The 25,064-nt window shown below is 39.1% G+C and carries 24 protein-coding genes and 1 pseudogene; 13 read left to right on the top strand and 12 right to left on the bottom strand.

The annotated features are described in order from the left end of the window. From H5202_RS06010 to H5202_RS06035, 6 genes are all read right to left on the bottom strand, one after another. On the bottom strand, positions 1–234 hold a 234-nt coding region (locus H5202_RS06010; RefSeq protein WP_182771260.1), incomplete at its 3' end, for a DeoR family transcriptional regulator. Positions 235–368: 134 nt separating this feature from the next. Beyond that, positions 369–854 carry a redoxin family protein gene (locus H5202_RS06015; protein ID WP_182771261.1) on the bottom strand — a complete coding sequence of 162 codons (486 nt, stop codon included), beginning with the start codon at positions 852–854 and terminating at the stop codon, positions 369–371. 13 nt (positions 855–867) lie between these two features. Continuing rightward, positions 868–2,967, bottom strand: a complete 2,100-nt coding sequence (locus tag H5202_RS06020) for a glycoside hydrolase family 36 protein (RefSeq protein ID WP_182771262.1) — start codon at positions 2,965–2,967, stop codon at positions 868–870. Between the two features lie 34 nt (positions 2,968–3,001). Continuing rightward, the gene (locus tag H5202_RS06025; RefSeq protein WP_220493781.1) at positions 3,002–4,099 is read right to left on the bottom strand and encodes an amidohydrolase family protein; all 1,098 of its coding nucleotides are present in this window, start codon (positions 4,097–4,099) and stop codon (positions 3,002–3,004) included. Between the two features lie 36 nt (positions 4,100–4,135). Continuing rightward, the gene (locus H5202_RS06030; protein WP_182771263.1) at positions 4,136–5,023 is read right to left on the bottom strand and encodes a DMT family transporter; all 888 of its coding nucleotides are present in this window, start codon (positions 5,021–5,023) and stop codon (positions 4,136–4,138) included. A gap of 94 nt (positions 5,024–5,117) precedes the next feature. After that, positions 5,118–7,856 carry a TonB-dependent receptor gene (locus H5202_RS06035; RefSeq protein ID WP_182771264.1) on the bottom strand — a complete coding sequence of 913 codons (2,739 nt, stop codon included), beginning with the start codon at positions 7,854–7,856 and terminating at the stop codon, positions 5,118–5,120. A 293-nt stretch (positions 7,857–8,149) separates the two neighbouring features. Here H5202_RS06035 and H5202_RS06040 point away from each other — a divergent pair, with 293 nt between their 5' ends. The 4 genes and pseudogenes from H5202_RS06040 to H5202_RS06055 all read left to right on the top strand — a co-directional run bounded on the left by H5202_RS06040 (position 8,150) and on the right by H5202_RS06055 (position 12,976). Then, positions 8,150–9,451, top strand: coding sequence for a D-tagatose-bisphosphate aldolase, class II, non-catalytic subunit (locus tag H5202_RS06040; RefSeq protein ID WP_182771265.1), 1,302 nt, complete (start codon positions 8,150–8,152; stop codon positions 9,449–9,451). Positions 9,452–9,454: 3 nt separating this feature from the next. Beyond that, complete coding sequence (locus H5202_RS06045) at positions 9,455–10,606, top strand: SIS domain-containing protein (protein WP_182771266.1); 1,152 nt, start codon at positions 9,455–9,457, stop codon at positions 10,604–10,606. 28 nt (positions 10,607–10,634) lie between these two features. Then, positions 10,635–11,558 (top strand): annotated as a pseudogene (locus tag H5202_RS24175) (N-acetylglucosamine kinase). A gap of 971 nt (positions 11,559–12,529) precedes the next feature. Further along, positions 12,530–12,976, top strand: a complete 447-nt coding sequence (locus tag H5202_RS06055) for a hypothetical protein (RefSeq protein WP_182771267.1) — start codon at positions 12,530–12,532, stop codon at positions 12,974–12,976. Between the two features lie 729 nt (positions 12,977–13,705). Here the strand turns inward: H5202_RS06055 and H5202_RS06060 are convergent. The 5 genes from H5202_RS06060 to H5202_RS06080 form a co-directional block, all read right to left on the bottom strand. Beyond that, on the bottom strand, positions 13,706–14,017 hold the full coding sequence (locus H5202_RS06060; RefSeq protein WP_182771268.1) for a hypothetical protein: 312 nt from the start codon (positions 14,015–14,017) through the stop codon (positions 13,706–13,708). Between the two features lie 67 nt (positions 14,018–14,084). Then, the gene (locus H5202_RS06065) at positions 14,085–15,044 is read right to left on the bottom strand and encodes a hypothetical protein (protein ID WP_182771269.1); all 960 of its coding nucleotides are present in this window, start codon (positions 15,042–15,044) and stop codon (positions 14,085–14,087) included. A gap of 2 nt (positions 15,045–15,046) precedes the next feature. Further along, the gene (locus tag H5202_RS06070; RefSeq protein ID WP_182771270.1) at positions 15,047–15,988 is read right to left on the bottom strand and encodes a hypothetical protein; all 942 of its coding nucleotides are present in this window, start codon (positions 15,986–15,988) and stop codon (positions 15,047–15,049) included. A gap of 10 nt (positions 15,989–15,998) precedes the next feature. Beyond that, positions 15,999–16,697, bottom strand: coding sequence for a recombinase RecT (locus H5202_RS06075; RefSeq protein ID WP_182771271.1), 699 nt, complete (start codon positions 16,695–16,697; stop codon positions 15,999–16,001). A gap of 52 nt (positions 16,698–16,749) precedes the next feature. Beyond that, positions 16,750–17,925 (bottom strand): PD-(D/E)XK nuclease-like domain-containing protein, encoded by a 1,176-nt coding sequence (locus tag H5202_RS06080; protein ID WP_182771272.1) that lies wholly within the window; start codon positions 17,923–17,925, stop codon positions 16,750–16,752. A 212-nt stretch (positions 17,926–18,137) separates the two neighbouring features. Between H5202_RS06080 and H5202_RS06085 the strand changes: the two genes are divergently transcribed. The 9 genes from H5202_RS06085 (at position 18,138) to H5202_RS06125 (ending at position 24,344) form a co-directional block, all read left to right on the top strand. Next, a complete protein-coding gene (locus H5202_RS06085; RefSeq protein WP_182771273.1) occupies positions 18,138–19,478 on the top strand; it encodes a hypothetical protein in 1,341 nt (446 codons plus the stop codon). Between the two features lie 14 nt (positions 19,479–19,492). Continuing rightward, entirely contained in the window at positions 19,493–20,242 is a 750-nt protein-coding gene (locus H5202_RS06090; RefSeq protein ID WP_182771274.1) for a hypothetical protein, read from the top strand. 2 nt (positions 20,243–20,244) lie between these two features. Then, positions 20,245–20,700, top strand: a complete 456-nt coding sequence (locus H5202_RS06095; protein WP_182771275.1) for a metal-dependent hydrolase — start codon at positions 20,245–20,247, stop codon at positions 20,698–20,700. Positions 20,701–20,708: 8 nt separating this feature from the next. Beyond that, positions 20,709–21,218 carry a hypothetical protein gene (locus H5202_RS06100; protein ID WP_182771276.1) on the top strand — a complete coding sequence of 170 codons (510 nt, stop codon included), beginning with the start codon at positions 20,709–20,711 and terminating at the stop codon, positions 21,216–21,218. Then, positions 21,208–21,666: a hypothetical protein gene (locus H5202_RS06105; protein WP_182771277.1), complete on the top strand. Its 459-nt coding sequence runs from the start codon at positions 21,208–21,210 to the stop codon at positions 21,664–21,666. The genes H5202_RS06100 and H5202_RS06105 overlap by 11 nt, the downstream gene beginning before the upstream one ends. A 65-nt stretch (positions 21,667–21,731) precedes the next feature. Then, the gene (locus H5202_RS06110; protein ID WP_182771278.1) at positions 21,732–22,202 is read left to right on the top strand and encodes a hypothetical protein; all 471 of its coding nucleotides are present in this window, start codon (positions 21,732–21,734) and stop codon (positions 22,200–22,202) included. Positions 22,203–22,226: 24 nt separating this feature from the next. Next, entirely contained in the window at positions 22,227–23,510 is a 1,284-nt protein-coding gene (locus H5202_RS06115; RefSeq protein WP_182771279.1) for a competence protein CoiA family protein, read from the top strand. A 21-nt stretch (positions 23,511–23,531) separates the two neighbouring features. After that, complete coding sequence (locus H5202_RS06120; protein WP_182771280.1) at positions 23,532–23,747, top strand: hypothetical protein; 216 nt, start codon at positions 23,532–23,534, stop codon at positions 23,745–23,747. 99 nt (positions 23,748–23,846) lie between these two features. Next, the gene (locus tag H5202_RS06125; protein ID WP_182771281.1) at positions 23,847–24,344 is read left to right on the top strand and encodes a hypothetical protein; all 498 of its coding nucleotides are present in this window, start codon (positions 23,847–23,849) and stop codon (positions 24,342–24,344) included. Between the two features lie 595 nt (positions 24,345–24,939). Here the strand turns inward: H5202_RS06125 and H5202_RS06130 are convergent. Further along, a partial coding sequence (locus tag H5202_RS06130; protein WP_182771282.1) for a transposase domain-containing protein occupies positions 24,940–25,064 on the bottom strand: 125 nt, incomplete at its 5' end.

Here is a 25,064-nt window from a genome sequence, read left to right on the forward strand (position 1 = left end):
GTAGAGTGTCTGTTTATGATCAATGGTGATTTCGGTGTCGATTAGGATATTTTTTTTCAGCAGTGCGCCACCATATGAGCGAGTCGCAATGCCTTGTTGCTCCAAAAAACGTAAATCTTTGCGGATAGTGACAGGAGATACTTGGTATTTGGATGTCAAATGTGAAACTTGTACACTTCCTAACTCTTTTAACATTCGGATTATCTGTTCTCGCCTGTGGCTTGTATCGCGCATTTTTACCTTCATTTACGTTTTTATATTAAACAATGGAACATATGTTATATAAAACGAAACGTTTAGCCACTAAAAAGTTTCGCTTTTGTTGGATAAAGCAGGAGCCTATTGAAGTTTATTTCCTCGTTTGCGACCTAAAACTCTGAAACAAGTTTGTCGACTATGGCTTCAATATAAGCTTGTTGAGACTCCTTAAAACCTAAATGTTTTATACGAACTATGCCATCTTTGCCAATGATGTATGCCGTTGGCATCACTAAAACATTATATAAGCTTTGAATATCGCTGTTATACCCTTGAGCAACAGGGTAAAGAACAGGATATTGGGTTAAAAATTGCTTCGCATCGCTTGCATCTTGATCGAGATTAATCGATATGATTTCAAACTTTTTATCGGCATATTGTGCTTTTAGCTTATTCAAAAAAGGGAAAGAACGGCGACATGGAATACACCATGACGCCCAAAAGTCTAGGTAGACGACTTTGCCTTTATAATCATCGAGCACGACTTTATTTATGCCATCAAGTGCTGACAACGAAAACTCTGGTGCCGTGTCATTGACCGCTAAAGGGGCGGCGGTACCACAAAAGCACCAAGCCGATAATAAAAGCAATATCACTAGTCTCATTGTATTATTTACCCATAATCGGCACGAGTTCTAGCAATAGATAACCGGTAAAATTAACGTCTAATTTTGCTACTGGGCCTATTGCGGTGCCGAGTTCTACATTATTAACATAGTCTTTAATTTGATATTTTCCTTTTTGTAAACCTCGTAACTCAACCTCACCATTCCAGTATTTGGCGTAAAATGCGTAATACATCCGATCGTCTTTTTGGATGGTGTGGGTTTCTGGTAAATCAAAACCGATGTCATACAGCTCACCTAAATAAATCCCTTTAGGTAACATCTTGTTCTTATATATATCAATCCATTTAGCCCAGACTTTTTCTTTTTCAGCATCTAAGGCAAACTCTGCCGCAGTGCCTGTTGATGATGGCATCGTAAATTTAGTTCCGACGATTCCGCCAATACCGACAGATGAAGCGAAGTCATTAGCGTTATCACTGAGCTCAACATGATCACCGAAATAAGGTGATGACTCACCCATTAAGCCTTTCAAGGTTTTGCCTTTATGGCGGATCTGCCATGATGATAAAGGGTCTGAACTCACGGTTTGGTTCATAAAAGGTAAGTTATGAAACGCGTAAGAGGTACCACAAGGGCAAATCTCTACTACTGCTTCGGGATTGATTTCTTGGGCGGTTTTAATCATTTCTTCCCAAAACTCGGCTAGCTTTTCAACTGACTCTTCTGGGTATGCATGGTTATGTGCCGGGTTGTAACAGGGAGCGACACCATTTAAATGCTGACCGTCAATTTTTAAGCCTTCGTAGCCCCATTCTCCAATAATTTTTCTAACTAATGCTTTGCTGTATTCAATGGTTCCTTCGTATGCTGGGCATAAATAAAAACTATTCCACCATGTGACGTCTTGCACTGCGCCATTTTCGTCGAGTAATAGCATATCGCTGTGGTCATGAAGTAAGTCAGTGCCTGGGTCGACAGCCAGTGGTGCCCACCAAAGTTTTGATTTTAAGCCTGCTTGATGAATTTTTGACACGAAAGCTTTCATGTCTTTATCGCCGTTAGGAAATTTCTTACGATCAAGATACCAGTCACCTTCAGCGGTTTGCCATCCGTCGTCTAATACGGCCCATTCTAAGCCCATCTCTTTGGCTTTTTCTAAGGTTCCGAGAACTTCATCAACATCGAAGTTGCGATCGTAGCCCCAAGCACACCAAATCGGATCGTAAGCAGAGTCGGGTATATCGGCCATTTTTAAGCCTTTATCGGCCATTACATTACGATAATTCTTTAAGGTCGCGTAATAATCTTTATGATGTACATTGACGAACGTTTGTACTGTCTTGAGGCTTTCACCAGTTTGAAGTTCGGTGTTTTTTTCAAGTTCAATTTGTATCGTCGCAGCGGTTTGATCTTGTGGATATTTGAGCGGCAATGACACTAATTTCGGCGATGTTTCAACATGTCCGACAGCTAGTCCGATATCTTTGCGCCATAGGTCAACAATGGCTGTCCCTCCGCCATAGTCTGAAGCATTCATTCCCATGTAGTTTTGCTGACTGTAGCCTTGGGTTATTGGTGTGACCCAGTCTCTACGATCCTCGTAGGAGGCACCCTGATATGACCAATATGCTGGTTGCCTGTTTGAGGTTGAATTACCTGGTATTAGCGCATAATGGTTGTTAACCCACTTAGTGATTTTGATATTATCTGCACCAGTATTGGTGTAGCTAACCTCAAAAAAGGCCATGGTAGGGTAACGTTGATAGGTACTGACGATGGTTGTTTTTGTTAGTCCTTCAGCGGATATACCATTTATTTCGACTTGGGTGCCTTGGCCTAATTCGTTATTAATGTTGCTCGTTTTTTTATCTGTAAAGGTAAACTCAGTAATACGTTTGCCATCGTGAGTTACCACGTATTCGCTGGGTTGAAACTCATCTAGCTTAGTTTGATTACCATGTATCGTTGCTGAAACACGGCTGTATAACTGTTTGTTGAATTCGATCTTAATCTCTGGAGATTCGACACTGTAAACGATGATATCTTCATCAGATGTTACACTGGATTGTTGCGCACAACTGACTAAGAAGCTGGCGCTCACAATACACATAAATATGTTGTATAAGTAATGTTTTTTCATTTTATAAGCTCTTGAATTAATATACATATTAGGTTTATTTAACCGGCTCTATGTTGAAGAAATGCTGAGTATTGGCATAATATATGTTGTTAATCACCTCTTTAGGTAATGCTAAACCGATTATTTCGCCGTCAACCTCTGGTACTTCCATCGATAGCTCTGTGTTTAAATATTTCCAATCTTCGAGCCACTTTTTATGAACTTCTAGTTTCAATTGTTCGTCACTGGCTTCGGGTGAGTGAGTTAAATCAGTGGCGTATAAAATACGATCTTGATAGCGAATAAAGAAATTGCGCACCTTTTCTCGGTCGAAATTAGATTGATATTGGATTTGGCCCATTCTGGCAGCCATATCAACCACTGCTTTGGGGTAAGCATCTAAAAAGGCCGCTATTTGATCCACACTCCATTCTAAACTGGCCAAATGCGCGCCCATAAAATGCATATCAGGATGTTTGTCGAGCATGTTATTGCGCACCTGCATTTGTTTTTCATAGCTTGGCATTTCTGGGTGCCGGAACATGTGGTATTGAGGATGAGCAGCAAAGTATTGCTTATCATTATTGACTGTCATTTTACTGACCGGCAACCAACAGTTTTTCGGCTCACCTTGGTGACCTATTAAGGGAATATCAATTTGTTGTATATGGCTGAAGATAGGGTCAAAAATAGGGCTGTCAATCATCACCAAGTTTTCTGCTTGGTCGCGATAGTCCATGCCGATGTTTTTCCATACTTTTACCGCAATAGCACCTTCTTTGACCGCATCATCAATACGCTTAATGACGTCACCTTGCCACTGAGGCGTGTCAGAGCCTTGCATTGAGAATGTGGTCGCAAAGTAAAATGCCTCTGGGTAGTTTTTAGCAAATTGTTGAGCAATAGTGGCTTGCTTATCAATGTTTGGAAAATCAGGGTAGTCAACATTAACAGACAGTAGTTTTATATTATCTTGCTGAGCTTGTTCAATAAATGCAGTCGATGCGCTGTTTGCATGTACGTGCGCATCAATTTTTTGCACCACATAATAATCGTCCATTGTGTAATGCGTACTCGGCGTTGCGCTGTTAACATCTGAGACAGCAGCCAATGCTAAGGTAAGTACGGAAATAGCGAATAATTGTGTTTTCAAAGGGCCCTCACTTTGTTCGATTTAATGGGTGCTAATTTAGCTGCTTTGTTTGGTTTCTTCAGGTTCTATCGCCAATAAAATAGCGGCAATGACGGCGAGTGCTATGCCTAAAATTTTAAAGTCACCGGGAACGATACCCAATAAAATAATGCTTAATACCGATGAAATAAGTGGCGCACCAGCGTTGGTTAGTGGCGATACCACCATTGCTTTGCCATAGCGAAAAGCATAAACCAGACACAAAGCTCCGATGGAGTTAAGTATTTGAACGCCAGCAATTGACGGTATAGAGCTAAAATCAAACTGACTTAGTGATTGAGCATCAGTCATAAAGTATGCGACAGGAATTAACAGTAACGCCGTGGCAGTCATGTAAAAAAAGATGCTTTCGGCGCTCATGTGATTGTTTGAAAACTTCATGAAATAAGCTTGTAATCCCCACGCGGCCATAACTGATAAGGCAAGTATGAACCACATTAAGCCGTGAACGTTTGAGCTATTGCCTTCTGAATATTCAAATAAGGGTAGGGTTATTAGCGCAAGAATAATGCCTGCGGTGCCTAACTTTCCGGTGCGTTCTTTGAGTAACAAAAAGGACAGTACAATAGTGATAAGTGGTGATAACGATACAATAGGGAATATGAGGTATGCCGGGCCAGTATCTACTGCATAAAACAATAACATTTGCCCACCAGAACCTAATAAACCTATGGTGCAGCCGAGTATTATTGAGCGTTTGTCAGTTTCTAGTTTCCAATTTATTAACTTTAAGGCCACTATGCATGGAATGATCATAGTGAATGCCCAAATAGCATAAATGATGGTTGATGGGATATCGCCGTTAGACAACATTGCCGTTAAGGCGCCCCAAAGTCCCCACATTAAGGTGACTGCAATTGCGTAAAATAGCCAAGGTTTTTTCATTGTTATATCTCTTTTTATGTTGGCGTTAATATTTTATTGGATAAGATAAAAAGGCTTATGCTCTCGCATAGGCCTTTATGGGTTATTGATTAACTTAGAATGTAGCCCGCATCCCGAAATTAAATGTTCTGCCATACAATTGTATGTTGCCTGGCATGTCATCTCTTCCTTGGAAGGTCATATTTGACTCATTCAGTAAGTTTTGTCCCTCTAGAAAGACTGTAAAGTTTTCTGTTATGTCATAGTTAACAGAGGCTGTTACGAAGTACTGTTCATCCATTGAGGTTTGGTAATCATCACCTAAAGGGCTGTAAGAATCCGTTACATAATCGCCTGAGTAATCTAACGCAATTTGAGAGCTGATTTTATCTTTTTCATAAATTAATGATAAAGAATAAGAATTATCAGAAACGCCAACAAGTGGACCAGCATCGACACCATCAACCTTGGTACTGGTATCTGTATATGCATAGCTTGCCGTTACACCAAATCCATTTTCAAAGAATTTCTGTAAACTTATTTCCGCTCCAAGTACTTCGGCTGTATCTCCGTTTATTGGTTGAGTTACTAGGAACGTTTCGCCAGCAATAGAAACTTGGGTGGTATTAGAGGTGATAAATCCGTCTAGACTTTTCCAAAAAATAGCACCTGCCAATACACCACCTGGTTCAAAGTACCATTCCAAAGACATATCTGCTTGGTCTGAGTAAACAGGCTCAATAGCTGGGTTACCACTAATATCCATGGTAAATACTCCTGACTGAGCATTATCGGTTGTCAATGGTGCTAATTGATCAAGTGTCGGTCTTGACAGTGATTGGGCTACAGCGCCTCTTAATAACAAATCATCAGAGAGGTAATATCCAACGTTCACAGCAGGTAACAGTTTTCGATAACTGCCGCTAGCTTCCTGACTTGCACTGTCGGAATAGGTAACGTCCCAAGATGGATTTGCAGCATCGGGGTTTACTATATCGATTGATTCTATTGAATTGTATGCATATTTTGAGGTGACCTGCGTGTCGATCCAACGTAAACCAACATTGGCAAACCATTCATCACCCGCGAAATCTGCTTGAACATATATAGCAGTAGTATTTTCAGTTATGTCGTATGAGTTAACTGGATTATATATTGGGTTCCATAAACTAGATTCATTTGCACCAAACGTTCTAACGTTACCGAGATAATCAGTCAATGTTTGTCCGTCTGATGCGGCTAAACCTGCTGCATAATCTGGAATACTAAATATTGGGAACGAGCGGGGGATATTTGCTGAGTCGCCATCGAAAAAGTTATCATAAGGGAAAGCTCTTGTGACATCTGCGCCAACTTCACCAAAAGTGAAAGGATAACCACAATAGTTACAAGCACCTAGCTCATAATTGTCATAAGCTTTATTGGTTTTATCACGTTGAGTATATGCTGCACCAAATTCAATTTTGGACATATATTCATAATCGAGTAATAACTCACCATCGAAACTATAACCGGTGACAGTATCTTCAATATCACTACCGTCCCGCGCTGCCCAGTGTGGAGAAAAGTCATCATTACCAAAGTCATCCGACGATCGGCCTTCAGTCCAATTTGCAACGTAATCAGGTAGACCACCAGAGTTTAATTCATAATGTCCTGTGTGTGTACCAGGTGAACCGGCCACAACATAGGTGTTTTTGCCACCTGAATCACGTTCAGAGCGAGATTTATAAATATCGCCTTTAAGTGTTAGGTTGTCGGTTGCGAAATATGTACCGTTAAGTCCAAATAAGCTGGTATCTACCGTTCTATGTTCATCCAGTGTCACGAGCTCCATTGATACATCTGCGATATCCATGGCTGTAACAACATTTCCGTCAAGGACGATATTTGATAAACGGTCTTGAGCGGAGCTTTCATCGACCATATAAAAAGACTGGGAATAACCGGTAGCATCAGCTTCTAGTTTGGTTAACATTACATCTGCAACGAGTTCAAAACGGTCAGATAGTTTCCATTCGAATGAGGATGTTATACCAGTACGTTTGAATTCTGTTGAATACACGCCTAATGCATATGATCCAGGAATGACTAAATTGGTTTCATCATCTGTAATCTCACCATCTTTATTCACATCATAAGATAAACCGTCATTCACACCGAAAGTATAGTTGTCATACATTTCATCTGTACGTTTTGTGCCTTCAGCATGTGTAACGCCAATATTGAAACCCACAGTATCATCAGCAAAGGTATTGCTATAAATACCATTAAACTTCTTTCCTGTATCTTCAGAAAGATCATTGTAATCTGCAGTCGCAGATAAGAAACCATGTTGTCCTGGGTTATCAAAGGCTCGTGCAGACTTTAAGTCAACGGCACCACCAATACTCCCTTCAATATTTTTTGCTTGAACAGATTTCCAAACATTTGCACCGGTAATCATTTCCGAAGGTAATACATCAAAAGCAAAATTACGGCCGCCATCATCAGTGGCTAAAATACGGTTATTAAGTGTTACAACACTAAACTCGGGACCTAGACCACGTATGTTTACATATTGTGCTTCACCACCTCGCGTTCTACTGACGGTTATACCAGCAATATGCGAAAGTGAATCAGCAACGTTATCATCTGGAAAGCGTCCAAGCTCTTCTGATGCAATTGAGTCGACTAGTGAGTGGGCTTCTTGTTTTATGTCGGATGATTTAGCTAAACTCCCCCTGACACCTGTAACACTTATGACTTCTATATTTGAGTCACCTTCTACATCTTCAGCTATAGCTTGCTGCTGACATGCGGTAACTATTGCTAGCGCCAATAGTGTTTTTTTAAAGCTAATCCTCGTGTTCATATTTTCACCTATTTGAATTTTTATATGTAATAAATATTGAATTGATTTTTTTGTGCCATTCTCACTGTCTAGCGAATTCATACTGTATAACATCGAAACATATGTCAATATAAAATGAAACATAATTACTAATATTTAACATTATAGCTAATTTTTAATTCAATTACTGTGTTTTAAAGAAGCAATGAAAACAAAATGAAACCTAATGTATTTACTTGTGGTTTCGTTTGTTTCATAATCCAAATTAGTTTGTTAACAAGCCCGTTTGTTTTAACGCTTCATTAGGAGGTCAATTGAAAGTACTACTAGGTTTAATTCAGCAGCATAAGATGGGGGCTCAAAACGGTCTTTATTCAGTGTGTTCGTCTCATCCTTTAGTGTTAGAAGCTGCCATGAAGCATGCGCTTAGCAAAGGTGAGCATGTTATTATTGAGGCCACATCAAATCAGGTTAATCAGGAAGGCGGTTATACAGGAAAAACTCCTGCTGACTTTTACGCTATGATTCATATGCTTGCGGGTGAGGTTGGCTTACCATTGGATAAAGTTATTTTGGGCGGTGATCACTTAGGTCCCAATTGTTGGCAAGATTTGCCCGCTGAAGAGGCAATGGTCAAGTCGGATGAACTTATTGCCTGCTATGTAAGAGCTGGCTTTAGAAAAATTCATTTAGATTGCTCTATGTCGTGTGCGGATGATCCTGTTCCATTGGGGGATGCCATCGTCGCTGAACGAGCAGCGCGGTTATGCGCGGTTGCCGAGAATACTTGGAGTGAAGTGGGTGGTGAGCCACCTGTTTACGTGATTGGAACTGAAGTCCCTGTACCTGGTGGTGCCCAAGAAGGGTTAGATAGCCTTGAGGTGACATCTGTTGAGGCTGTAAGTGAAACTATTCAGGTGCATTATGATGCCTTTATGGGGAAAGGCTTAAAAAATGCTTGGCAGCGTATTATCGGTTTGGTTGTGCAACCGGGGGTCGAGTTTGATCATCATAAAATTATTCCATTTCAACCAGCTAAGGCTCAAGCCTTAAGTCAGTATATTGAATCAAACACACATATGGTTTTTGAAGCACACTCTACTGATTACCAATCTACCGCGCATTTAAGTGCTTTGGTCGATGGGCATTTTGCTATTTTGAAAGTAGGGCCGTGGTTGACCTTTGCTTTACGCGAAGCCATTTGGGCGTTAGATGCAATAGAGCAAGAATGGATTACACCAGAGCAGCGATCAAATGTTAAAGCTATTCTGTTGCAGGCGATGAATGATAATCCTGTTTATTGGAAAAAGTACTATTCAACCGAACCAAAACAACAAGCTTTAGATTGCCAATACAGCCTGAGCGATAGAATTCGTTATTACTGGCCTGTACCTGCTGTAGACGCTGCGTTGAACATCCTAATTGATAATTTGAATTGTACTCCCCCACCTTTGACTTTACTCAGCCAGTATATGCCTGCACAGTATCAAGCTGTTATGGATAATACATTGAGTATGAATGTGCGTGAGTTAATTTTTCACAAAATCTCGCAAGTATTAGAGCAATATTCTATTGCGTGTAATAAGACAGTTGAAGCTGTAAATAAGGATATATAAACCATGACATACTTGAACTATTCCTCGGACGTCTTAAAAGAAAAAGATGGCTACTGGACAGCAAAAGAGATCCAGCAACAGCCTATGTCTTGGAGATGCGCTTTAGCGAGCTTAGTTGAAAAGAAAACAGAAATTGATCGTTTTTTAGATCCCATTTTAGCCAAACCTAATCTACGCATCATTTTCACAGGCGCTGGTACATCTGCTTTTGTTGGTGAAAGTATTGCACCTGCAATATCGGCAAAATTAGGTAAACGCGTTGAAGCTATTGCTACAACCGACTTAGTTTCAAATCCACATGATTACTTTCAAGTAGATGTACCAACATTATTGGTCTCTTTTGCTCGTTCTGGTAATAGCCCGGAAAGTGTTGCTTCTGTTGATTATGCTGATGCATCAATTAAAGAGTGCTATCAACTTGCCATTACCTGTAATGCAGAAGGTGAGTTATTTAAGCGCTGCACAGGTAAAAATAAACTGGCTTTGTTGATGCCTCCAGAAACTAATGACATGAGTTTTGCGATGACATCAAGTTTTAGTTCAATGATGCTTAGTGCATTATATCTGTTTTATCCAGTAGCTGATTTTAAAGAACAGTTTCAAAAGAGTATTGTTGCCACTGAATCATTGATATCAACTCATCACCAAGCATTAAAAAATATCGCCAATAAAAAGTTTGAACGGGTTATTTACCTAGGCAGCGGGATTTTTAAAGGTTTAGCTCGAGAAGGTGCATTAAAGCTGCTTGAACTTACCGACGGTGTGGCTGTATCAAGTTTTGATTCGCCGTTAGGCTTTCGTCATGGTCCTAAAGCGATTGTGAATGACAAGACCTTAGTGATGTTGTTTATCTCAAATCATCCCTTAACGAGAAAGTATGATATTGAGTTACTTAATGAACTTAAAGCGGATTCTGAAGTGGGTGAAATCGTGGTCATTAACGCTCAGGTTGGTGATGATTTACTTGCGTCAGATTGTTTGGCGTTACAGGGAATGGAAACTGTTGATGATGTATTTTTACTTTTTCCATATATAGCGTGTGCGCAAATTTACGCTTTTGAACATGCATTAGCCATCGGCAATACACCAGATAATCCGAGTTCATCAGGCACCATTAATCGTGTCGTCCAGGGTGTAAACATTCACGCTTTATAGATCAGCGGCACAGAAGTGGAGGTATATTTTGTATTATTTAGGGGTTGATGGTGGCGGAACCAAAACCGCATTTGTACTATTGGATTTGCAGCATAACGTACTTGCGACTTATGAAACGGGAACTTGCTATTACATTGAAGTTGGGATGGATGGCGCAAGGGCAGTGCTTGAACGCGGCGTTAACGCATTGCTTAAACAAGTCAATGCATCCGTTGATGACATTACATATGCTTTCTTTGGCCTCCCAGCGTTTGGTGAAGACAGTGCACTGCTTAGCGAGATGAATGCTTTACCATCGGGGTTTATGAACCCTGAAAAATATCGCTGTGACAACGATATGGTCAATGGCTGGGCGGCCGCATTTGGCAGTAACGACGGGATTAATATTGTTGCAGGAACAGGTTCGATCGCCTTTGGTGTTAAGGGTGATCATCATGCGCGTTGTGGTGGCTGGGGAGAGATTTTCAGTGACGAAGGTTCGGCTTATTGGATTGGATGCAAAGGACTGCAAGCATTTACCAAAATGAGTGATGGCCGCTGTAAAAAAGGTCCTCTTTAACAAATAGTAAAATCTCGTTTCGAGCTACACTATGATTTAGACATTACCGCAATAGTACTCAGTGAATGGAAATCTGATCGCAGTAAAGTAGCGACGCTTTCAGCGCTTGTTTGTGAAGCTGCAAATGCAGGAGACCAATATGCACAAGACATTTTTAATGAAGCTGCAGAAGAGCTTGCCTGTATGGTTGAGGGTGTAAGATTATCGTTAAATTATGCTGAGAATGAGAATATTAATGTTTCATATTCTGGTGGGGTTTTTAATGCCGGTGATTATATAATGCAACCTTTTCTCAAAGCTTTAAGTCACTATTCATCTCAGTATACATTGAATGATCCATTATATAGTCCAGCGGTAGGCGCAGCGTTGTATGCCTCTAAACTAGCTTGTTAATATTCAGTACAGTGGTAATAGCTTGATAAGAATAGGTAAAGCCTTAAATATAACGATGCCATTTATCGAGGTGACGCTGTATTAGTTAGTGTTAAAGCTGATGATTTTAAAGTCAATGATTTTTAATGCTAATAGTGTTATTGGTAGTTAACGTTTATTGAGAAATCCTAACAAAATCGTTGGTTTTTTATTTTAATACAAAGTCGAACAAGCTAATAAATAAGTCTAAATTAGCAATTATAAATTGTATAATCAAACATAACTAATTGATATTGTGTTAAATAAATTCACCTACCAAATTTGTGAACATTTTACTTTAGTGATCTCGTTTTTTTGATGTAAAGCGATTATCTTATCGCTTTACATCAATGAGATAGCAAATTTAGGATGATATTAATCAATAACTTAATCGGTCGATTTTATTTGGCGAGCCGTTCAATAAGCGTTAGGAATACTAAGTAATGGCAGGACCACAAATAATCCCTGAAAAGGTAACTAGCCCATTCCAGTTGATGGCAGCATGGTGTGTTATTGATATTGATTGTTTATGCAATTACACGCATATTAAACCTTCGTGAGGCTAATCCCTAATAAAGCCATCTTACATGTTTACACATGCAGTAATATTTCCGAGGTCCGCTTGAGATCAGATCCAGCTTTTACTTCGTTTGCATCCTGCTTCGGAACATCTTGTAATAAATAGTGAAAATGCTAACGCTTCAGATGGGAATCTGATGTGAATGGATTCACAAATGTCGTTGTGGCATGGTCAATGATGTTCTCTACATCATAATGATATGTCCAATATCCTTATCGGTTAGATGTACGAGAAAGGCCATGAGCTAGCTCACGTCATTTTCTTCAACAGCCTCAATGCTATTGGGATCCTCTTGCCCTGAGATATTTGAAAGGTTTATCATGATTATTTATGGTTGGCATTTTTACAGTTATGTTTATTTATTGGTGTGGTAGTGGATATTAATAAAAGAAAAGCAAAAATCACATCCAATCGTATACAGTTAGATTGTGCGAATATGAGTATTGATGCTCAGAATCGCTTGCTTTATACGAAACGGGTTCCTCAAAGCAAGCGGGAAAAAATAATTCTAAAAATTATCCAGTTCCCCTTAGGTAATCAATTGTATTTTTTATATTACCTACTGGGTTTTTGTGCATTTATTCCATGGTGTGCTTCAGGTTGGCAGGGCTTAATTTTATCCTTCGCGGGTGCGGGCTTTGTGCTTTATCGTTATATCAAGTTAAATATTTCAATAGAGGAGCGTTTAATTTATGAAAGAGAGTCTCCAGTAAAATCGATTGGTGACATTCATAATGAACACGCCAATGATGGCTTGCGGTTAAGTTGTTACTCGGTGGGCTTAACTGTCTTGCTTTTTGTCATTACCAATGCAGTTTAAATATAAACGCGGAAATTTAAAGATGTAATTAAAACAGTTTGTTAACTTCAGCTTTGATGCGCGTTACCCCCAACACTTTTAGTCCGCTTAATATGGCGTTGAGGCTGTAGAATTTCTCTTTTTATTCAAAAGTAGCCATTTTTTAGGGTTCCAAATGCATTACCTAGTGTCTTAAAAGCGCTTAGTATTGATTTGATGAGCTCATTTTTCATTGAGTTTGACTGTTAGAGTTATTCTACAGTCTCGTTATCGTATATCCACTGCCATATATTCCCTAATACCTACAGTCAACTATATAGCTTGAATCCTAGCTTATTTCTGTTTAAAAATGAGTTTGCAAGAGATACGCTTTCAGTTGTAATAAAATGACAATTCATCATTATAGTCACTAAGCGTTGTTTCGATTTGTCAGACTATGGGTTTATTTTATGTCAAAGTATGGGTTAATCATTCAGCTAAGTGATTGTTATTTTATATGCGGTTATGTCAGTGTTTAGGTTCAGCGACATTATGGTAATTTTTCTGCTAATTCTCTGATTCTATTTGAAAGTGAAATTTATAACTTAGTTATTTCAACAAGATACAAGGAAAATGATTTTTCGAAAAGAGTCGAGCAGTAAGCGTCCTCGAAAAGATACCTATCGGGGACGTTTAATGAAGTAGATGATAAACTGATTTAATAATCGGTATAAGTCAGAAAAAGCGCCTCTGTCACATCATTATCAAAGATTACTTCCAACCATCCGAGTTTTGATATTTCTTGTTCAGAGGCTGTGTTGTGTTCATATTCTCAAGTTTTGAGATTTCCAACGAATAAGCTTTGTCAATTTGGGCCTGCTCATCCTCAGTAACGGGCATGAGTGAGACACCACAGTAACGACATTTTTTAGCTTCTACTTTTATGTCTTCTGCACACTCTGGGCAAACACGACATTTTTGAATTGCCGATTTTGCGCGCTGCAGTTCGGCTTTAGCCTTATTCTTCGAAACGGCATTAATGGCTAAAAAAATGACGATGAACAATATAATCCAAAACAACATATAAAACCCCTTAAAAATATCAATGAATTACAAATAAAATAACATAAAAACTTACTATATCTGGTTGTTAATTATGTAGGTAAAACACCTTTTCATTAGAAATTGTTACGTGAAAGCCAAGTGACCGAACAAATGTTACGTTAGAGATTTGATTTTCAACGTGAGTGAATAATATTTCTGCATTACAAGAGCGGTCTACCTCATTAAGCATGACATCCGTTAAGATCTCCCTATAAACGCCAGAATCCATGCAGTAGACTTTAAAACTGGTCATGTGAGGATGCTTTTCTAAGAACACGTTTGCTGACTTCCATTTGGAAGATAAATGATATGTGAGCGAATCACCGCTTAATACAGCACAGCTTTCGCTGAGCGTGTCATTGCTTATAACAGAATTTTGTACTGTGCAGTCAGTAACGACAAACACCATTGGATCTGTTGTGGCCATCTTAGCCAGATAGTTAAACCCATGTTTAGGCTTAGGTTTAGAGTGATAGTCGAGCAATAGCACTTTTATTTCATTATTAGACCACACAGACACCATTGTGAAAGGTAAAAATTCGATTGTTTTTCTTAAGGTGTTAAAAAAAGCAATCAAATCTTCATCTACAATCTCAGTGTTATAGCGTAAGTCTCGAATTGAAAGCTTGTGAAAGCTACAATCAACAAAAATAGGCACGTCAGTAGGTTCGATTGACACTGCTTTGTCACCGGCATTAATCGATTTTTTTGAATAAAAAAATTCAGGTATTGTGCCGATATTATTGTGCTGGAGTGATATTTCGGTCATAACATCGAACCCTTTATCTTCATAGTCTGATATGCGCCGAGCCAGCTCTAATTTAACGTTGTAGGCAGAGTGCCATAATTTTTTGTTATAAAAATGGCGCACCTTGCCTTTATTAACGATTGAACGTTGCAGACCATAAGTTTGCTGCCCGTCATGTTCAATCATTAAACGAATAAGATCTTTTGAGTCCGGGTGCTGCATGACGACTAGCTTTTCAATGTATTTATATGACTTCATACTTAAAACCCTACACCGAGCGTATCTGAGTTCCAAGCTTGCATTCCTTCATCATAAAACTCGGTTAGCAATTTGGTTTGCGGCGCTCCTGTCTTAGTTGTTTTTTCTGTCTGAATAGAATTTGAGTTGAATGGAATAACCACGCTACCCTGTTCTGCTTTAAACATTAGGTCTATTGTGCTCGGTTGCTTTGAACAACCTCGAAACTTGTAACTATTGATTGGCATGACTTTACGCAGTGCTTTGGCTTTATTAAATTGACGGTCATGTAAATTTAATAAAGTGGCCACTAACGCTAAATCACCACAGTTATTAAAAGCTGAAATAGTTTTAAGGCCACGACGTAAGCAAGAGGCTTTATAGAACATCAACTTTTTTGAGTTGGTTGAATATGGATTGACGCCATTCAATCTATCGTTCGTGTTGGCCCACATCGCTTGTTTGGCCTCATCAGCTGACATCTGCGATAAGAAAGATTGGCCATTGTCTAAATCAATTATGCAGTAAAGGCCATGTAGTTCACTTGGTTCATTTGATACCTCATGATTAATTTGTTGGTTAGCATGATCAATAACTAATGTGTCATTTTCGTATACAGCGTTTATCTGTATGTTCGAAATGGATGTTTGCTCAATTAATATGTCAATCAAACCACTTAACGTGTGGCTAATTTCAAATTCAAAGCTAAATTTTGATTCGTTATATCTTGCTTCTAACTCAACTAATTGGTTATTTACCTCCAATCCAGAATCAACGTATGGCGCTACGGCATCAACAAGCGATGTAGGAATAACATCTTTCATCGTGTAAAACTCGTGACCAAATTGAAAGCGCGTGTTTAACGAATCGTTCACCAGCTGCGCAATAGCATCGTGTTGTTGTGTGTCCAAAGGTGTTGCAAATGCATCAGCAAAATTAGTTAGAGTAGCTTTTATTGTGTTCATGACTGGAATCCTAATATTCTGTTGATAATAATGCGTACTTAGTTTCATTAGAGGCGGTGATCATGTTTCGCCAATCTTTAGCTGCGCGTCGGTATAGAGCTACTCGGCGCATTTCTGAACGCCAAATTGAGTTCCATGGCGTATTTCCCATATTCATTTCGATTTGATTTTGAGCAATCGCATCTAATTCTTCGATACTCATATACGCAACATGCACACTTCCATCCGTTAATACGCTTCGGCAATAACCACCAGAACAGGCACCTCTTACATTGGGATCTAATGACAATGATGTCACAAAATGCTCAACGTCATTCGTTGCCACCTGGACTTTGAATTGGTCCTTCTCGTATACCAATGTAGACATGGTGTTTTGAATAATTTTAAAATTCGTCGCAATAGCTATTTCACCGCGATATCCTGGGTAAAGCTTTAGCGCCATTTCACCCGTTTCGACATAACGAGGAAGCACATAGGCAAGCTTTTTCTCCGGGTTAAGAGATAACCCTAAACGAGCTAAATTCAACAACAAGTCAAATACAGACCAGTCAGCGGCCATGGACATAGGGGCTGTTGTTGATTGAGAGTTAAATATTATTTGATTTAAATAACTGATTTCTTCATTTAAATTAAATGAGCTATCAAAAGCTTGAGAGCTTAAGTAAGCAAAGTGTTGAGAGAAAACATGTTGGAATGGAATTGTGTTCATAGAAAGCTCCTTAGCAATATAACTAATTTAATTCAGGTTTTAAAACAGGCAACTAGACATCGATAACCCAAGTAGAACGGCTTTTATCATGTCCATACCAATTACCCGTCGTTAACGCTTCATTAAATTCTTCCAAATATTGAAACAGGTCTTCTTTCGACTCTTCCACTTTTCGTTGAGATAGTTCGAACGTTTCACAGTTGTCAGCATCCTTGTATTCTGTTGCAACAAATGCAAAGACGTTGACTGGTACTCCCGCCAAATTTGCCACATAGCAGTAAAAAACCTGCTGCAAGTCATATCGCAAGTCTCTAACCTGATAACCAAATTTAGTTGGGTTGGTCGAAAGCGTGGTTTTTAAATCCACAGCAATAGCGTCATTGCGAAGCCAATCAAAACGTATCTTTAAAAGCAAACCCGTTTTCGGGCAGCGAGCGATAATAGATAGTTCTGGATAGCCATCACTCAACAACCAATCAGCTTTCGGGTGAGCACGTGTGCATTTTTGAACCCTAAAAGCATCATCCCAAACGATATGGTCAATGACATGTGTCGCAATAAGCTTTTCCCAGATAGGTTGTGTTGGACTAATTTCTACGATCGCATTTATTTTTGCTTCTCTGTTTAACGAGACATCTATGCCATAAAATTTTGCCATATCATCGAGTTCAGCATCAGTACGAAGGTAATTTTTATAGCGTTGATCTAAAAACTCGCAAATCATTTTTTCGCGTAGCTTTTCAAAAATCGGTAACGTTGGGTCGCTTTCATATAATCGTTCAATTAATGCCGCTTTAGCACCAGACACGGCCAATCCACGACTTGCTAGCGCCTCTTTTAATTGAGGGATAGAGTCTATTAGCTCAATGTCAGGAAAGTCTTCAGGAACAGGGTTTCTCATGTAGTTACCATGGAAATTATGGGGTTCCAATACAAGCATGTGTCCGTAAGTACCCGCATCAAAGGTGAATTCCTGTTGCTTGGTTCTAAGGCGGCATATATTCGAGAGATATTGACGAAAGTAATGGTGACGTCCTTTAGCGAAAGTCTTAATGCCTGTTGAGCTGTGAGCATCTAAAGCATGATAAACCTCGTTAGGCATATCGGTATAAATCCCTTCAAGCACTTCACCATGACTATTAAGGAAGTTTGGCTTGCCGTTATCGTCATACGCTGGCTGTATATAATCATGCCAAGAAGATGTTTGTGATTTCAGAGCAGTATTCATAGCTAACCTCAGATTGCTTTATTTAATCAAATCATCCCACGGATCAATAAACTCGCAACTGCCATAAAATTCAATTGCTTAGTATGCGGTTGCGCGTTTTAGTTTGGGTGGGAGAATAGGTTTAAAAATTAGCGCGTACTGAATAGACGCTGAAAAAATCGGTGGATAGTAAAAATGTTGGTATATAGGTTCAATAAGTTAAGGGGGCGTCAATGATTAGATGTTTGATTTTCTTGCTGGTGGTCTGTTTTCAGTTACAAGCGTCCAGTGAAGATATTTATGAGTACAAAGCATTATCAGTGTCAGTGTATTTGAATGACGATGAAACCATGGATGAAGCGATTCGCAGAGCAGAATCAATGTTACAGATAAACGCTGTAACGATGACACCTAAATTTGTGAGTCACAATACTCATTACGATAGCCGAACAGACGAAATCGTAGAAAAAGGCTTGATAGCACAAGGGGCGAACGTGCGTGTTTTCAATGCCAAGCACTTACGAAGTGTTGAAGGTGATCGAATTATATTGAGAGTTACAGCAGATGTATCAGTAGATGTATCTGCAATGAAGGCCAAGCTTGGGAGTGAAAAGCGCGAAAGGTTACTGGAATCGACAATAAATGAACTATCAGATGAATACAAAAAATTATCGAGTGTGTTAGAGAAGATGAAACATAACATCACGTTAAGCAATCTTGATTCTATTGTTGTGACCGACTACTACGCGGCTTTAAATAACTCGATGAGTGTAATTGATGGTGACGTAATCAAGCAGCGTTTACGAGCTCATAAAGAAGGCACGACAAATCAGGCAAAGCTCAGTGCTGAAATTAAGGCCGCATATGAAATGTTTGTTTTCCCGTTTATGGCCAATCCGATTATTAATTACCAAGTTATTGATATCATTCCACATGATTACTCAGTTGCGGAGTTTAAGGTCCGGGTTAGCATAGATCGCAAAGGTGATATGACCGACGCTTGGTTTCCATCGGTTCAATCAAGAGAATCATTGAATCTGTGTCAAAAATTCTTTTACGGATGCGAAGCTTTTGAATTAAGTCATTCGCAAAAAAAGGCAGTTAAAGAGTTATTAAGGCCTAAATATTGTGGAGATTCGTTGTTTGAGTTTTTGCCTTATTACAGACCAGGAGCGAGAGCCTTTATCAATGACACTGATGACATCGAATGTGGTAGATCGGGTAAATATGCATATAAGAACATGGCGTTTTATCAAACGGGGTATACAAATAAAAAACCTATGGCAATGGTTCCAGATAACTCAGACGTTTTTACGACCGCCTTTAAAGAGCTTTCCAATACAGCATTTTGGTTAAGGATCAACATAGGCAGTGAAAAATTCAAACTTAATATAAGCAACATTTTAACTGAAGACATAACGCTATCGGCATACATGCCAGAAAAGGCTGTGGGGAATGGGGTGAAAGTGTCATTTAGTGTTGAGCGGGAGGAGTTCAATCCTAATACATACCAATGGAAAGATATGTCAGGGAAGCTTTTGCGGTACCAAAGCAGAGAAATTGAATTTTATTAATTTAAGGATTAACAATGAATAAATTAACACTTTTATGTATTGCTGTAATTATGACAGGTTGCGCCTCAGATCCAGTGGAAAAATATGTAGAACTCCAAAAGGACATGCAAGAAAAAGCGGTATCTGATGCTGAAGCAAAGTTAGATAGTGTGCCTGAGTGGTATTTAAATCCGCCTAAAAATGATGGCATGGGAATAGTGGGTGTTGGTGCGGCATCATCAAAAGATATGCATCACGCGTTGAAGAAGGCGCGTTTACAGGCAGAGTTTGAATTAGCGAAAAACTATCGACAAGAGCTTTCAGGCTCAGAGCGAATTTATGAACGTGAAAATGGCATGGGCACACTGGTGCAAACTAGCCAATTTCTAATCGATAAATTGGTGGATTCTGTACCTATTGTCGGTTACGACATGATAGATCAAAAAATCCAAGTGTTACCTGATGGTCAGTTTCAGGCTTATAGCTTGTTAAAGCTGCCATATGATGAATTTAATAAAGTGCTTCAAAGCATGAAGTTAGATTCACAAGATACACGTGAATCAGAGGCGTTTAATGACTTAGAACGTCGTTTAGAAGCTAAACGCAATCGTAAAGCTAAAGATGATGACCGAGACCATGAGCGAAAACTAGAGTTGATGCAACAGCAGAACATGATTTTATCGGATGTGACGGTGCCAGTGGCTCAAGCTACACAATCTTCAACTGTGCCGGTTGAGACACCAAAAGCTGATATTAAATCAGCGTTGCTGGATATGGTTAATTAGCGATGATGTTTCGCAATCACTTAATTGTGACAGCTGCGGTGGCAATTTTCACAGTGAAATATGTGAACTTTGCCATGCCGTTGTGGGTGGTGTTGATTCTCATTTTTGCGGGTTCCTTATTACCTGATTTAGATCACCCTAGCTCAACAATAGGGAAGCGATTTCTCTTTATTTCGCTTCCACTTGCTGGATTGTTTGGACACAGACAGATAACGCACTCGGTATGGCCATTTGTATTAACAGCTTGGGCATTAAGCTATGATACGTGGGCCACGCCATTGGCTATGGCCTTTGGCATTGGGTATTTTTCGCATTTACTGGCAGATTTTATATCCGATAGCGGTATACCGCTATTCTGGCCACATCAGGGTCGGTTTGGCATAAAGCTTTGTACATCAGGTGGGTTGTTGGAACCCATAATCGCATTGGGCCTGCTATGGCTGGCCATAATATTCTAGGAATTCACATGAACAGTAAACAAGATGATTTTTTGGCAGAGGTACTACTCGCTAAAAAGGTTAACTCTGAAATACCTGAAATTATATCGGCTGAAGTATTTGAAAAATTAACAACTCAAGAGCTAATTAATATCATTAATGAGTTTAGTTTTTCAAATGCCAAGCAATCACTATCACCAGATGACGCTATGTTTAGTATCGAGATTGATGTTGGTAGAGTGTTGTTTTTTAGTAACAACACCTGGTCTGCAAAAAGTGCGGAAGATTTTTTCTGCGTCATGGCAACATTGCCGATTGGGTTTGATTTAGATTTTATCTCAAAGTTTAACCAAAACACAAAAATTGGTCGCCTTTATACAATTGACTCAAGCTCACAAACCTCAGTGTATCGGGTCGATATTCATATGAGTGGTGGAGTTACAAAAAGACACATCTACTACATGATTAATACATTCATTCAGTGCTACAAACATATATTTTCCGGGCTTATCTCAAACGAGGGAGTGTATGAACACTAAATTGATCAAATCATCGATAGTGATAGCTGGAATTATCCTCATAGGGTTAGCCTTCAGCTACTTCATGAAAGCAGCTGAAGGCCATAAGGCTGAATTAAGGCTGAAAGCTACTGGTGAATGGGTTGCTGCAGAAGGTTTTTGCAATGACAAGATGAAAGGAATAGAAGGTATCGATATAACAGATCAATACCTACTTAAGAACGGTAAGCGGTCTGAGGTAACTCAAATTGAAATTGTGGCCCAAGAAGTTAAATTAGAGCTTTGTAACCAAGGGCAGATTGAATATGAGTTTGAATTTACACTATTACCTGCAAATGAATCGTTTCTTCATGGTTCATTAGGTTCGTTCGAAGTCATTAAGTCAGTAAACGACTCAATCGTATATTTTAAAATGAACCAAGACTTTAAAAAACAGTACGAAAACTTTAAAGAAAAGGGTGCCGAGTAGGGTGGTTGCCGGTTTAAAGTCCAGTGAGAAAATGTTTCTATCAACCGCAGATAGGGAACGCAAAAATGGAAATAGTATTAGACACAGACATCCAAAACACAGAAAAAGAATGCTCTACGCATAATGTGTTGTGCACATTGCCTGTATATCGAGGCCAACGCTATACACGACTTAGGGCCAGAGAATTAAAATCAATAAGATCTCATTCAAAAGCTACACGCATTCAAAAGAATTTAGCTGCTGCAGAGCTGGCTCGCAGAAATTATATTGATAGTGAAGTATTAGGGGTGACATTTGATATTACGCTTCATGCGATCGATAGACTTAGTACGCTTTACATGCATAAATTTATAAATGAATTTGATGGAGAGCATGGTATTAGCAGTTGGTGTAATCAGTTGGTTAAAGAAGCTTTAATAGCTAATCCTGATGCAATACATCTGAATGAATGTGTTATTAATCATAATGGAATATCGTTTACATTTCGTTCAAATGACTATGTGAAAAATTCCTTAGTGCTGATCACGATAAGTTAAAGCGATTAACAATATAGGTTTGCCATGGCTCAACTTAACGCAGTAAAAATGACATACGCAAAAAGCGGTAGTGGAGAAATCGTTTGTATCGATGATGTTGAAAACGGGTTGGGTTGTAACTGCTTTTGCTTAGATTGTGGCGGTCAACTGAAAGCTAGGCAAGGGGCTATAAAACAATGGCATTTTTCACATCACAAGGAAAATGATGCGGACAATTGTCAGTGGTCTGGTGAAAGTGAGATACACATGAAGGTCAAAGAGTATCTTGATCGACATAGAAAGTTAACAGTGCCAATTGGTTTTACTCGCCCAACATCGTTTGTCATTCATTTTGACGATATTCAATTAGAAAAAAGCTTGAGGCCGACGAAGCGCATTCCTGATGTAACGGGGTATTGCTCGGGCGAAAAAGTGCTAATAGAGGTAAAGGTTACTCACGAAGTCGATTTACAGAAACGAATTGATTATAAAAAAGCAAATGTTTCAGTGGTGGAGTTAGATTTTAGTGACTTTACGCCGGTAGGCGATAGGGTTACAGATCAAGACATCGAAAGACATCTTGAGAGAACTTTATGTGCCTGGCTGGCTGTCGCACCGGTTGGCGATATTGCTATGCGAATTCAAGACCACGAGAGGGCTGAGTCTAAAAAGATAATCGAAGAAAACAATAAATTACTTCATAGTAATAAGATACTTAATAATGATGCTAATTACTTGGTTAACTATATTAACTCATACAGTTATAGGTATGAGGAATGTAAGAAAAGAATTAATGATGCAGCCACTCGATTGTCGGTAATAAGGAATGAGATACATCAAACTAAGTTTGTTCGAAATACTAACGTTGACGCGGCAGAATCTGCATTTTTAAACACGCTGCAACAATTAGAGCAAAATCATTTAATAAAATTAGACCGCCAAAATCTTGAACATCTTGAGCGATTGAGAGAGCGGTTTATTGGTGAATTAAAAGCTGAACACCATGATCTCATCGAGGATAATAAGGCGTTAAATGAATTGGTAAATAGTAAGCGTATAGAGCTTGAACAGATCCAATTCACAATCGAAGGGTATGATGCCAAGGCAAAAGGTCTTCTTGAGAAAGAAAAAAATCTTAATGAAGGACTAGAAAATTTTAGAAAAAAGGAACAAGACTGGATCCGAGCAGCAAAAGCGAACGCTGTGATTAAAAGGCATTTTGTGAGGCTCGAGCCTGAGCTAAGGGAGTTATGCCGCAAAGGAGGGATACCATGGCCGTTTAATGGGAGTTTAATGTCCGAGTTGTCACCAGATAAAGATGCAGGCTAGTTTTGAATAAAGGTAATAAAAATGACAATAAAAATGTGCAAGAGAATTGGAAATAAAAAAATAAAATGCCCTTATCCAGAGTGTGAACTTGAATTTCCAATTTCTGGTAATGTAAGTCTTACTCTATTCCCGAAAGGTGCTGGCGGTTGCAAACGTTATGCGACATGTCCTCACTGCAAAAAAGATAGCTGCTATGAGAGTGATAGTAAAAAAAATGAAATGGAGCTTGGCTTATAAAGATAAAATGTTAAAGCTAGGTCTAAGTGACATTAATTTTGTTTCCTTGATTTATATACAAAACAATTTTTAATCCCTTATAAAACTCATGAGGTTATTATGTTTATTGACATTCAGACGATAGAAGGTGAAGTCTCGAAAATCAGCAATACCAGTGAAACGGTTGGTGAGGTGACAGCAAGAGGGCCAATTGTTTCGGGCAGGATAGAAACGCATCAACATACTTACTTCAGAGTTAATGGTAAAGTGTGCAAGTATAAATCAAGGGATGGCCTCCCTCTTTCTGATGGTGACGAAGTGATTGCGAGTGGTTTTCAAAAAAATGGGGTTATTGAAGTTTGTTCATTTTATAATAAAACGACACAGACAATAAAATCTGTTTCATCTTTATCTGCCTACGCTTACGGTCTTATGCTTATTGTTTTGGGGATCCCTTTATCATTTATTTACATTGGTGTACCAATTGTCCTAGGCGGAATACTGATAATTTATCTGGGTATAAAAGCATCTGAGTGTATATCACTTGTTACCGCTGCTATGAATTTAGATCTGCATGGTGAACCATTTAACCCTAAGAGCAATCCATTGGATAAATAGAAATTATGAATTTATCAATCGATGATGCAGAGCCAGAATAATTGAATTTGTGACACCGAAATAAATGACTTAGACAGAGTGGCCATAGCAGTAATATATACTCAATACCCAACCGTAATCTTGACTATTAATCTCATAGTCAAGATTACTCATCGAGATTTCTAACACAACAAACCAATGGTATGTGTTTTTGCCAAAGAGTGGCGACTCGAACGGTTAAGAGTTGAAAAGCGAATGTGGGATGAAGGTTCTGCTGCTATGTTTTAACCTTTATGAAGTCAATCGAATTAAACGTTGTGGCGACTCATAATTTCTAAGCTTCGGATACACGCTTCAGATGTTAATCCGGGAAAGTTTCTAATGTACTGAACACATGACATATGACCAAGCATCATCGCGTCCATTCCAGAAATAGGAACCCCCTTAGCTGGCTTTCCTCCCTCGGTGAGACTAACAAATAAATTTGTTGTGTTACCATTTGTTTGCCAAATCATTGAAAACCCCTTGTTTTTTTGTGGGCCATGTGATCGCCCTTCAAATTTTTCTTTTATCCCCAAGAGTACGGCAATGACAGTAACCGTCTAGCGAACCACAGCTACTGTTTAAAATTCCAGGGTAACAAGCTATCGATATTGGGTTCTGGTTTACACAGTTCATCAAGGCAAACCATGATGTAATCAAATGGGATTAGACCATTTATTTTGGCGGTTTCCACAATAC

Source organism: Shewanella sp. SG41-4 (assembly GCF_014164505.1).
Classification (GTDB): Bacteria; Pseudomonadota; Gammaproteobacteria; order Enterobacterales; family Shewanellaceae; genus Shewanella.

Bases quoted from the DNA above. Each gene is read 5' to 3' on its own strand.
- H5202_RS06020 (WP_182771262.1), bottom strand. From the start codon at position 2,967: ATGAAAAAACATTACTTATACAACATATTTATGTGTATTGTGAGCGCC.
- H5202_RS06030 (WP_182771263.1), bottom strand. From the start codon at position 5,023: ATGAAAAAACCTTGGCTATTTTACGCAATTGCAGTCACCTTAATGTGG.
- H5202_RS06035 (WP_182771264.1), bottom strand. From the start codon at position 7,856: ATGAACACGAGGATTAGCTTTAAAAAAACACTATTGGCGCTAGCAATA.
- H5202_RS06045 (WP_182771266.1), top strand. From the start codon at position 9,455: ATGACATACTTGAACTATTCCTCGGACGTCTTAAAAGAAAAAGATGGC.
- H5202_RS06060 (WP_182771268.1), bottom strand. From the start codon at position 14,017: ATGTTGTTTTGGATTATATTGTTCATCGTCATTTTTTTAGCCATTAAT.
- H5202_RS06065 (WP_182771269.1), bottom strand. From the start codon at position 15,044: ATGAAGTCATATAAATACATTGAAAAGCTAGTCGTCATGCAGCACCCG.
- H5202_RS06070 (WP_182771270.1), bottom strand. From the start codon at position 15,988: ATGAACACAATAAAAGCTACTCTAACTAATTTTGCTGATGCATTTGCA.
- H5202_RS06075 (WP_182771271.1), bottom strand. From the start codon at position 16,697: ATGAACACAATTCCATTCCAACATGTTTTCTCTCAACACTTTGCTTAC.
- H5202_RS06080 (WP_182771272.1), bottom strand. From the start codon at position 17,925: ATGAATACTGCTCTGAAATCACAAACATCTTCTTGGCATGATTATATA.
- H5202_RS06085 (WP_182771273.1), top strand. From the start codon at position 18,138: ATGATTAGATGTTTGATTTTCTTGCTGGTGGTCTGTTTTCAGTTACAA.
- H5202_RS06090 (WP_182771274.1), top strand. From the start codon at position 19,493: ATGAATAAATTAACACTTTTATGTATTGCTGTAATTATGACAGGTTGC.
- H5202_RS06095 (WP_182771275.1), top strand. From the start codon at position 20,245: ATGATGTTTCGCAATCACTTAATTGTGACAGCTGCGGTGGCAATTTTC.
- H5202_RS06100 (WP_182771276.1), top strand. From the start codon at position 20,709: ATGAACAGTAAACAAGATGATTTTTTGGCAGAGGTACTACTCGCTAAA.
- H5202_RS06105 (WP_182771277.1), top strand. From the start codon at position 21,208: ATGAACACTAAATTGATCAAATCATCGATAGTGATAGCTGGAATTATC.
- H5202_RS06110 (WP_182771278.1), top strand. From the start codon at position 21,732: ATGGAAATAGTATTAGACACAGACATCCAAAACACAGAAAAAGAATGC.
- H5202_RS06115 (WP_182771279.1), top strand. From the start codon at position 22,227: ATGGCTCAACTTAACGCAGTAAAAATGACATACGCAAAAAGCGGTAGT.
- H5202_RS06120 (WP_182771280.1), top strand. From the start codon at position 23,532: ATGACAATAAAAATGTGCAAGAGAATTGGAAATAAAAAAATAAAATGC.
- H5202_RS06125 (WP_182771281.1), top strand. From the start codon at position 23,847: ATGTTTATTGACATTCAGACGATAGAAGGTGAAGTCTCGAAAATCAGC.